We start from the raw sequence: 9,943 nt of genomic DNA, 5'->3' as shown, positions 1-9,943 counted from the left end.
CCCCCCCCAGGGGCCCGGGGGGGACAACCCCCCCCGGGGGCCCGATCACGCTGTGGCGCCGGGTCTTACAGTCCCGGACGCTTGCCGACGGTGAGCGTCACCTCGCCGGTGTGGGCGAAGAAGTCGTTGCCCTTGTCGTCGACGACGATGAACGCCGGGAAGTCCTCGACGTCGATCTTCCAGACCGCCTCCATACCGAGTTCTTCGTATTCGACGATATCGACATTCTTGATGCAGTCCAGTGCCAGGCGTGCCGCGGGGCCGCCGATCGAACCGAGATAGAAACCACCGTGCCTGTGGCACGCATCGGTCACCTGCTTGGACCGGTTTCCCTTGGCGAGCATGATCATCGAGCCGCCGGCAGCCTGGAACTGCTCGACGTACGAGTCCATGCGACCGGCTGTGGTCGGGCCGAACGACCCGGACGCGAGACCCTCCGGAGTCTTCGCCGGGCCGGCGTAGTACACGGGGTGGTCCTTGAGGTACTGCGGCATCTCCTCGCCCGCGTCGAGACGCTCCTTGATCTTCGCGTGCGCGATGTCGCGGGCGACGACGAGAGGTCCCGTGAGCGACAAGCGCGTCTTGACGGGGTGCTTCGACAGTTCGGCGAGGATCTCGGGCATCGGGCGGGTGAGATCGATCTTCACGGCGGCGCCCTTGCCGGTCCCGGAGACACCGGACGTTTCCGCGTCGAGCGCGCTGTCGGTGATCTCGGGCAGGAAGCGGCCCGGGTCGAACTCGAGCTGCTCGAGGAACACGCCCTCCGGGGTGATCTTCGCCTTCGCCTGGCGGTCGGCCGAGCACGACACTGCGATCGCGACCGGCAGCGACGCACCGTGGCGCGGCAGGCGCACCACGCGGACGTCGTGGCAGAAGTACTTGCCGCCGAACTGCGCGCCGATCCCGATCTTCTGGGTGAGCTCGAAGACCTTCTTCTCCAGTTCGTGATCGCGGAAACCGCGACCCGTCATGGCGCCCTCGGTCGGCAGTTCGTCGAGGTAGTGGGCGGAGGCGTACTTGGCGGTCTTGAGTGCGAACTCTGCCGACGTACCGCCGACGACGATGGCGAGGTGATACGGCGGGCACGCTGCGGTGCCGAGCGACCGGATCTTGGCCTCGAGGAACTGCATCATCGAGTCCGGGTTCAGGATCGCCTTGGTCTCCTGGTACAGGTACGACTTGTTGGCCGACCCGCCGCCCTTGGCCATGAAGAGGAACTTGTAAGAGTTCTCGTGGCCCTTCGCGGTGTCCGCGTACAGCTCGATCTGTGCGGGCAGGTTGTTGCCGGTGTTCTTCTCGTCCCACATGGTCAGGGGAGCGTTCTGCGAGTACCGCAGGTTCAACCGGGTGTAGGCGTCGTACACGCCCCGCGCGATCGACTCCTCGTCGTCACCGGGGGTGAGCACCTGCTGGCCGCGCTTACCCATGACGATCGCGGTGCCGGTGTCCTGGCACATCGGCAGCACGCCTGCCGCGGCGATGTTCGCGTTCTTCAGGAGATCGAGCGCGACGAACTTGTCGTTGTCCGATGCCTCGGGATCGTCGAGGATGCTCGCGAGCTGCTTCAGGTGATCCGACCGCAGATAGTGCGAGATGTCGTGCAGCGCTGTTTCGGTGAGCAGGCGCAGCGCCTCGGGCTCGACCTTCAGAAAGGTGCGGCCGTCGGGGCCTTCGACGGTGGACACCCCCTCGCTGGTCAGCAGCCGATACTCGGTGGGGTCTTCCCCGATCGGCAGCAGGTCCTCGTAGAGGAAGTCGGCCATTGTTTCTCCTGGAAGAGGGGGTGGTGTTCCGGAGACAGATTAGTCGCGCAAGATCGTGACCTCGACAACGGGGCATGTGACGCAGGCGTCACATGCAGGTGGTGTGGCCCGCATCTCCGGAACATCGGGGAGTTTCGGGATGTGGGGCTGCGGTCATCCCAGGTCCACAGACCCGTGCCCGATCTCGCAACTCGGAGGTGACGCGCGTCATGCAGTCTGCCGGTCGAAATCCTTACACTGGTATGGATGCACGAGAAACCCCGGGAGAAGACCGCGTGACCGCTGAAGCCTCACCATTGCCCTCCTTGGCCTGGCTGCCCCGCTTCCACGCATGGATAGATGTCGCGGTAGTGGTTTGCGTCCTGATCGCAACCAATGTGATCGCGCACTTCACGACCGTATGGGCGTCGATCGCCACCGTGCCGGTCTCCGCCGCGATCCTGGTCGTCCTGATGCGGCGCCGAGGTATGCGCTGGTCGGAACTCGGCTTGTCGCCGCGCCACTGGAAGCGCGGCACGCTCTATTCGGTGGCCGCAGTCGCGCTCGTTCTCACGGTCGTGGCGATCGGCATCGCGCTCCCGTTCACCCGGCAGTTCTTCCTGTCCGAGCGCTACGCAACACTGTCCGGCGCGCTCGTCGCATCGATGATCATCATTCCGTTACAGACCGTGATTCCCGAAGAACTCGCTTTTCGCGGCGTGCTTCACGGCACCCTCGAACGCGTATGGGGTGCTCGGGGAGTATTCGCAGCCGGGTCGTTGCTGTTCGGTCTGTGGCACGTCGCGTCCTCCCTCGGTTTGACCGCGGGCAATGCCGGCCTGGCGGCGATCTTCGGGTCCGGCGTCTTGGGGCAGGTCGCAGGCGTCACCGGTGCGGTGATTGCGACCGCCGCCGCAGGGTTCGTCTTCACCTGGCTACGCCGGCGCAGCGGGAGCATCCTCGCTCCGATCGCATTGCACTGGTCGCTCAACGGCGTCGGGGCGCTGGCGGCAGCCCTCGTGTGGCAGATCTCGATGGGCTGACGAGCCTTCCCCTTCAGGCGTGCCGCTCCCGTCGTGTCACTTCCGTGACGTCACTCTTCCGGGTTCTCGATCCAGGAGCCATAGGGCGGAGGCCCGTCGCTCTGAATCTGCAAGCCGAAACTCGGGGAGTGCTTCCACACGTATCCCGGCAGCACATGCTCTTCCGACGTCGCGTTGTTCATGATCACGATGTCCCCGGTGGCACGCTGCTCGAGAGCGAAACCGTCGTCGCGTCCGTCGACGACCCACCATTTCGTAGTGCTCATGACGAAGCCTTTCGGATCTGCTCGAACACAGTTTCCGTCCCAACGGTAGCGCGCACGACACCGCCACGACACCGCTTCGGCAACCTCTCCGGTGCCTACCCGGCGCGCAGCGCCGAAGCCGTCCAGGCGTCCGCGGGATAGAACGCTTCGATGGCCAATTCCGACACCGTGACGTCCAGGGGGGTCCCGAACAGCGTGGTCGTGCTCAGGAACGACAACACGCCGGTGTCGACCCGTAACTGCAGCGGCACGACCAGCGCGTGCGGATCCGTGGCCGAGACCGGGCCGTCGCACGGATACTGCTCGAGTTCCCGCTGCAGGCGCGCGAGCACGGGATCGCCGGTCGCCGCGATCTGATGGCGCAACCGTGCCAGCAGGTGCGCGCGCCACTGGCCGAGATTGGCGATACGCGGCGCAAGTCCCCGCGGGTGGAGTGTCAGCCGCAGCACGTTGACGGGCGGTTCGAGCAGGTCCGCCGCACAGTCCGAGACCAGCGCCGTGATGGCGTCGTTCGCGTCGACCATCGTCCAGTGCCGGTCGACGACCAGCGCGGGAAACGGCCGGTGCAGTTCCAGGATCCGGGTGATGGCATCGGCGACCGCACTCAACGGCACGTCGTCGAGCCGGTGCTCCGGATAGGCGGGCGCGAGTCCCGCGGCGAGCAGAATCGAGTTTCGTTCCCGCAAGGGAATATCGAGATGCTGGCTCAGTTTCACCACGATGTCCCGGGACGGCTGCGACCGCCCTGTCTCGACAAAGCTGATGTGCCGCGACGAGATGCCTGCCCGATGCGCAAGGTCGAGTTGGCTCATTCCCCGGCGTTCCCGCCACGCGCGCAGCAACGCCCCGGGCCGGACCCTCTCGACGACCGTCATGTTGTCGAGAATAGAGCCGCCGGGAACGGCCGCCATTACCTCCGAGGTAATCGACCGGCGCCGCCCGGCACGGCACGCTCGAGGCATGACCGCATACGCAGTAGCCCACCTCCGCAGCGTCGACTACGGAGACGCCATCGCCGAATACCTGACGAAGATCGACGACACCGTTCGTGCATTCGACGGCCGGTTCCTCGTCCACGGAACAGACCCCCACGTCCTCGAAGGGGAATGGCCCGGCCACCTGGTGCTCATCGAGTTCCCCGACCTCGAACGGGCACGCGGGTGGTACGACTCGCCCGAGTATCAGGAAATCCTTCCCGCTGAGGACCGAGAACTCGGACGGTTCGGCGATTCTCGTGGAGGGGACCGCGCCCGGTTATCGCGCGGCGGGCTACCTCGACAAGATCAGCGGGCGGGTGAACTCGGAGAGCTGAGGATCCCCGCGGCCCGAGCAGGTTCCGCGTAGGCCACCGCCAGCGACTCGACGGTCTCGTGGGCATTGAGTCCGCTCGGGTTGGGTACCACCCACAGCGGCGTGCCCCCGATGGTGTCGTCCTGAAGACCCGTCCGCGCCGTGCGCTTGCCGAACGCCGCCCGGTACGCGGTGATCCCCGCAACCGCGACGACCCGCGGGCGGAACTCGGCCACCACCGACGCCAATCGTTCGGCGCCCGCACGTAATTCGTCCGACGTCAGCTCGTCGGCGCGGGCGGTCGCCCGCGGAGCCAGGTTGGTGATGCCCACGCCGCGTTCGATCAGGTGGTTGCGATCGGCCGCACTCATTCCTTCCGACGGGGCGATCGGGTGTGTGATGATCCCGGCCCGAAAAAGCGCGGGGTAGAACCGATTTCCGGGTCGCGCGAAGTGGGCACCCGTCGCCGCAGTCCACAGCCCGGGATTGATCCCGACGAACAGCAAGCGGCATCCCGGCCCGACGAGGTCGGGAACCACGGCGTCGCGGAAAGATTCGAGTTCGGCACGTGTGAAACCCATCGGTCCACAGTAAGCGGTGGCTGCCCCTACCCCGAGGGCACCCACGTGCCGTGCAATCCCGCCGGCACCCGGATCGGTAACCGCACCCGTGCACGCGGTCCGGTGCCGGGATCATCGGCGGAGAACACCAGGAACCAGCTCGTCAGATCGGTGAAGTCGGTCGCGATCGAACCCCAGTAACCGGCGCCGGACGTGCTCGTGAGGTACACCGGCTCGCCGGGGGAGAGCGTGCCCCCGGACCACACCGTGTCGGCGCCGGAATCCACGTCGAACCAGAACAATGCGTCGGCGGAGCCGGACGGCAATCGTTGCGACCCGCTGCGGCCCAGCGTGGCGACGATGCGGTGTCGGTCCGTCGACAGACGCTCGTCGATGCGGGGGAACTCGATGTCGCGGTCGTGGAGTGTCGTGCGGGCGACGCCGTGCCGCCCGATGACGGCGCGGCGCAACAGCGACGGGTTGGGTCCGTCGTGCTGGGTCAACGCGCCGGGATACCGCCACTCGACGTAGTCGACCGCGACGTCTCCTCCGGGGAGGTCGAAGGCATTGGCGGTGTGCCACATCCAGAAGGAGTCGGTGGAGAACCAGCGCACTGCGCCACCGTCGCGGGGGACGAGGGCGACCCGGACCCCGAGTTCGGGTTGCCAGTCGAGGGGCGAGGCGCCCGTGAAGATCTTTTCCAGGTCGAAGACCATCGGCGCCAGGATCAGCACGATATAGGTCTCGGTGAGAGCCATGTCGTGCACCATCAGAGGGCGGTCGGCACCGTCGACGGGTGTGGCCGCGCGTACGACCGCGCCGTCCGGGCCGAACACCGACCATGTCAGGAACGGCGCGTCGAGCATGTAGCAGAACGCGACCATCTCGCCGGTGCGCGGATCGATCTTGGGATGGGCGGTAAGGCCGACAGGTAACGCCCCGCCGAATGTCTCCCGGCCCAGCGTTTCGAGTTCCGAACCGAGCGCGTACGGCGGCGCGGCCTCGGCCAGCGCGAGCAACCGCCCGCCGTGACGGACCACGTTGATGTCGGGAAGTTCGCGCATGGTGTTCGCGAGATCGGGCCCCACCTCGTCGGCGGGCGGAAAATACGGGTCGGTGATGCCGGCCCACAGGGCTCGTCCCGCCTTCTCCTCGGCCACGACCTGCGGGGTCCGCACGAACCGGTTCGTGTAGCGCGCGGTACCGCCGGACAGTTCGACGCGGTGCACCATTCCGTCCCCGTCGATCGGGTAGACGTACTGCCCGATCGGATCGAATCGAGGATTCGGGCCGTTGCGCAGGTAGCTGCCTTCCAGGTCGTCGGGCAGATGTCCCTCGACCACGAGGTCTCGTACGTCCACCTCGTCGCGTTGCGGCGCGAACATGCCGCTCAGGTGCGCGTGGTGGGCCATGTCGACGGGTGCGGGTCGGTTCATGAGGTCACCTCATGCGAAGCGGAGAAAGGGGTGGAGTCCCCGTCTCGCATGGTAGGTCGCCGGCCGGGTGCGAGCGGACGGTTTCGGAGCGGAGCGCGACGGCCGGGGTCCGTGACCCATCGGCTAGGGTATTTTCCGACGTCCAGGACCGAAGCCGCGGCCGCGTGGCCGCAACGTTAGGGGAAGGTGTGCAGCGCCGGAACGCGATCGGTAATTCCGTCCGGAACACCGGAGGCGACGAATCCGCGTTGCCGCCGTACACGGATCTCCTGTGGCCGACGCTGCAGGCTGTGATCGAAATCGGCGGATCCGGGGTCATCGAGGAAATCGACGGGGCCGTGATCGCCCGGGTCGGTTTGTCCGAGGCGGACCGGGCCGTACTGCACGGCGACGGTCCCGGCACCGAAATCGAATACCGGATCGCCTGGGCGCGCACCTACCTCAAGGGCATGGGCCTGCTGTCGAACACCCGTCGAGGCGTGTGGAGCGTGACCGACGACGGTCGCGCGGTCCGCGAATCCGAGATCAAGCCCATGCAGGTCGCGTACACCGCGGAGAAGCGACGCCGACGCCTGGTCCGCAACTCGTCGCAAGGCGCGCAGGTCGTGCCGCTCGCCGCTGCACCCGAGGATCCCGAACTGTGGCGAGAGCCTGTGCTCGGGGCGGTCGCCGACCTTCCCGCGGAGGGTTTCGAGCGCCTCGTCACCGCTGTGCTCCGGTCCGCGGGCTTCACCACTCTGACAGTCCCCGCTCCGGGTGGAGGTACCGACTCCGACACCCAGGTGGAGGGCACCGGCATCCTGCGTGTCTCGCTGCTCAGCTTCTCGGTGTTCTTCCGGTTCGTCCGCGGACAGGAGCGAGCGGGCGCCGACGTCGTTCGCGAATTCCGTGCGGCGATGGTCGGTCGCGGGGAGAAGGGTCTGCTGGTGTCCACCGGATCCTTTACCGACGATGCGCGCGCGGAGGCACACCGGCACGGCGCTCCGCCCATCGATCTCGTCGACGGCGAGGGTCTGTGCGACCTCCTCAAGGAGCACGGACTCGGCATACGCACCACGGTGCGCACCGTCGAAGATGTCGCGCTCGTGCCCGCGTTCTTCGCCGAGTTGGCGGGCCGCTGAGAACCGTTCGCAGCGTAGGTCCGACCAGCACCTTTACCGATGCGCTGCGTGTGGCAGGTGTGAATGTGGTGCAATCCGAAGGCACGATCACACATTCCGGAACGGGGGCGCCATGACGTTTTCTCGTCGAGACATGTTGCGGTACGCGGCGATCGGCTCGGGCGCCGTGGTGGCCTCCGCGGTCATGGCCCCGGGGGCGGCGCAGGCCCGGGACGTCCTCGGCACCATCGTCGACTATTCGGCGGGTGTGCCGTCGGCGGCGTCGATCAGGGCCGCAGGACACATCGGGGCGATCCGGTATGTATCCGACCGTCGGCCCGGCGCCGACTGGATGCTCGGTAAGCCGTTGACCCGGGGAGAAGCCGGCGCCCTGCTCGACAACGGACTGGAAGTGGTGTCGTGCTACCAGTTCGGCAAGGCGGAGACCGCCGACTGGCTCGGCGGCTACGACGCAGGACTGAGGCACGCGCGACGCGGTCTGGAATTGCACCGCGCGGCGGGCGGACCCGCCGACCGGCCGATCTACGCGTCGATCGACGACAACCCGAACTTCGAGCAGTTCACCACCCGGATCGTGCCCTACCTTCTCGCGTGGCAGGAGGTAGTCGGCCCCGCGAACACCGGCGTGTACGCGAACTCTCCGACCATCGACTGGGCGTCCGCGGTAGGCCTCGGCGCGTTCTACTGGCAGCACGACTGGGGCACGCCGGCCGGTTACGTCCATCCGCGCGCACACCTGCACCAGAAGGGCGGCGGGACCATCGACGGAATCGGTATCGACGTCAACCGCGTCTTCAGCGCGGATTACGGACAGTGGTCGCTTACACGCCTCTAGCCGGTCCGACCTCGCGTACTCGCGGAGGTGGCGGCGGGATGAACGCGGTGAACACCAGGGCCACGACGGACGCGAGCGCCGCGATGAGGAAGGTGGTGCGGAACCCGCTGAGTTCCGGCACGACTGCATCGCCGACCTGCACGGTCATCGCTGCGAGCACGACACCGATCACCGCTGCCGCCGTCGAGGTACCGATGGACCGCATCAGCGTGTTCAGACTGTTCGCCGCCGCGGACTCGTGGAGCGGGACGGAACTCATGATGAGCGCGGGCATGGCGGCGTAGGCGAGACCCACACCGGCTCCGATGACCATCGATGCCGCGATGATGTGCCACAACTCCCGGTGCAGGAGATACGCCGTGAGATAACCGGCGCCCACGAAGACCACGCCGCAGGCGAGGGTGACACGCGGGCCGAACGTGGTGGTGATCCGCGCCGACACGGGGGACAACGCCATCATGACGAGTCCGCTCGGCGCGAGGGCCATACCGGCAGCGACCATCGTCTGCCCGAGTCCGTAGCCGGTTTCGGGTGGCGCCATGAGCAATTGGGGGAACGCGAGGACGTTCGCGTACATCGCGAAGCCCAGCGCGATCGACGCCAGGTTCGTCATCAGAATGGGACGGCGGGCGGACAGTCGCAGATCGACCAGCGGCCGGTCGACGCGCAACTCGTACCAGCCGAATCCCAGGAAGACCAGCAGCGCTCCGCCGAGCATGGCGAGGGTGGCCGGCTCAGCCCAACCCCACGAATTTCCCTTCGTCACCGGAACGAGAAGGAGAATCAGGGCGGACGAGAGCAGACCCGCTCCAAGGAAATCGAACCGGCCCGGGTTGCGTCGCGGTGATTCCGGGACGAACTTCCATACCGCGGCGATGCCGACCGCGCCGAGCACCAGCGAGGCCACGAACAACATGTGCCAGTCGGTGAGCTGGGCGACCAGTGCCGCGAGGGGCAAGCCGATTGCTCCGCCCACGCCCATGGTCGCGCTGATCGTGGCCATCGCGCCGGGAACCCGTTTGGCCGGTAGCTCGTCGCGCAGGATGGCGATGCCGAGGGGGATCGCGCCTACGGCGGCGCCCTGGAGAGTCCGACCGATCACGAGAGGCAGGAGTGTGTTCGCCATCGCGCACACCGCGGAACCGAGCACCATCATGCCGAGGCTGGCGAGCAGCATCCGGCGTTTGCCGAACATGTCACCGAGCCGGCCGCTGATCGGGGTGACGACCGCACCGGCCAGAAGTGTCGCGGTCACTGCCCAGGACGTGTTCTCCGGAGATGCGTTCACGAGGAGCGGCAGCCGGGGCAGGATCGGCACGATCAGGGTCTGCATGAGGGCGACGCTGATCCCGCACATGGCCAGGACCGCGACGATCCCGGAAGGAGCGGGTTGCTCCCGCGTCGGGATCGGAGTTTCGACGGCCATGCCTCTCCTCGCTCAGGGGCCGGCGAGATCGCGGCCGAAAACTTTAGTGCGCCATATCAACTAGTTGGTCCACCGTGTCTAGCACGGGGATACCGCCGATGCACAACCGGTTTCGGTCCAGCGCACCGGACCGAAGCTCTGTACAGACACGCGAAGACCGCCGGGGCGCCACCCCGCGGGGGGCGGGGGGGGTGTTTTTGGGGTGCGGGCGGGGGCGGCCCCCC

Annotated in this window: 10 protein-coding genes; 4 read left to right on the top strand and 6 right to left on the bottom strand. The window is 67.2% G+C overall.

Annotated elements, in window-relative coordinates; genetic code table 11:
- Positions 1–65: 65 nt before the first annotated feature.
- Positions 66–1,763, bottom strand: coding sequence for a fumarate hydratase (locus TVH25_RS19095; RefSeq protein WP_422425216.1), 1,698 nt, complete (start codon positions 1,761–1,763; stop codon positions 66–68).
- Positions 1,764–2,005: 242 nt separating this feature from the next.
- Here TVH25_RS19095 and TVH25_RS19090 point away from each other — a divergent pair, with 242 nt between their 5' ends.
- On the top strand, positions 2,006–2,785 hold the full coding sequence (locus TVH25_RS19090; RefSeq protein WP_169652591.1) for a CPBP family intramembrane glutamic endopeptidase: 780 nt from the start codon (positions 2,006–2,008) through the stop codon (positions 2,783–2,785).
- Between the two features lie 50 nt (positions 2,786–2,835).
- On the opposite strand, the gene TVH25_RS19085 is transcribed toward TVH25_RS19090, so the two are convergent.
- Positions 2,836–3,051 carry a maltose regulon activator MalT gene (locus TVH25_RS19085; RefSeq protein WP_169621611.1) on the bottom strand — a complete coding sequence of 72 codons (216 nt, stop codon included), beginning with the start codon at positions 3,049–3,051 and terminating at the stop codon, positions 2,836–2,838.
- A 95-nt stretch (positions 3,052–3,146) separates the two neighbouring features.
- A complete protein-coding gene (locus tag TVH25_RS19080) occupies positions 3,147–3,926 on the bottom strand; it encodes a helix-turn-helix domain-containing protein (protein WP_422425215.1) in 780 nt (259 codons plus the stop codon).
- 85 nt (positions 3,927–4,011) lie between these two features.
- Here TVH25_RS19080 and TVH25_RS19075 point away from each other — a divergent pair, with 85 nt between their 5' ends.
- The gene (locus TVH25_RS19075; protein ID WP_422425214.1) at positions 4,012–4,395 is read left to right on the top strand and encodes a DUF1330 domain-containing protein; all 384 of its coding nucleotides are present in this window, start codon (positions 4,012–4,014) and stop codon (positions 4,393–4,395) included.
- On the opposite strand, the gene TVH25_RS19070 is transcribed toward TVH25_RS19075, so the two are convergent.
- Both TVH25_RS19070 and TVH25_RS19065 read right to left on the bottom strand, forming a co-directional pair.
- The gene (locus TVH25_RS19070; protein WP_422425213.1) at positions 4,335–4,922 is read right to left on the bottom strand and encodes a mismatch-specific DNA-glycosylase; all 588 of its coding nucleotides are present in this window, start codon (positions 4,920–4,922) and stop codon (positions 4,335–4,337) included. The genes TVH25_RS19075 and TVH25_RS19070 overlap by 61 nt on opposite strands.
- Positions 4,923–4,948: 26 nt before the next feature.
- The gene (locus tag TVH25_RS19065; RefSeq protein ID WP_378527309.1) at positions 4,949–6,337 is read right to left on the bottom strand and encodes a carotenoid oxygenase family protein; all 1,389 of its coding nucleotides are present in this window, start codon (positions 6,335–6,337) and stop codon (positions 4,949–4,951) included.
- 188 nt (positions 6,338–6,525) lie between these two features.
- On the opposite strand from TVH25_RS19065, the gene TVH25_RS19060 reads away from it, so the two are divergent.
- Positions 6,526–7,458 carry a winged helix-turn-helix domain-containing protein gene (locus TVH25_RS19060; protein WP_296551734.1) on the top strand — a complete coding sequence of 311 codons (933 nt, stop codon included), beginning with the start codon at positions 6,526–6,528 and terminating at the stop codon, positions 7,456–7,458.
- A gap of 112 nt (positions 7,459–7,570) precedes the next feature.
- Complete coding sequence (locus tag TVH25_RS19055) at positions 7,571–8,293, top strand: DUF1906 domain-containing protein (protein WP_206037051.1); 723 nt, start codon at positions 7,571–7,573, stop codon at positions 8,291–8,293.
- Here the strand turns inward: TVH25_RS19055 and TVH25_RS19050 are convergent.
- Positions 8,280–9,719, bottom strand: a complete 1,440-nt coding sequence (locus TVH25_RS19050) for an MFS transporter (RefSeq protein ID WP_422425212.1) — start codon at positions 9,717–9,719, stop codon at positions 8,280–8,282. The genes TVH25_RS19055 and TVH25_RS19050 overlap by 14 nt on opposite strands.
- Positions 9,720–9,943: the final 224 nt, after the last annotated feature.

Origin of the sequence: Rhodococcus sp. 7Tela_A2 (assembly GCF_049311045.1) — a bacterium.
GTDB lineage: Bacteria > Actinomycetota > Actinomycetes > Mycobacteriales > Mycobacteriaceae > Rhodococcus.
This window is presented reverse-complemented; position numbering and strand designations above follow the sequence as displayed.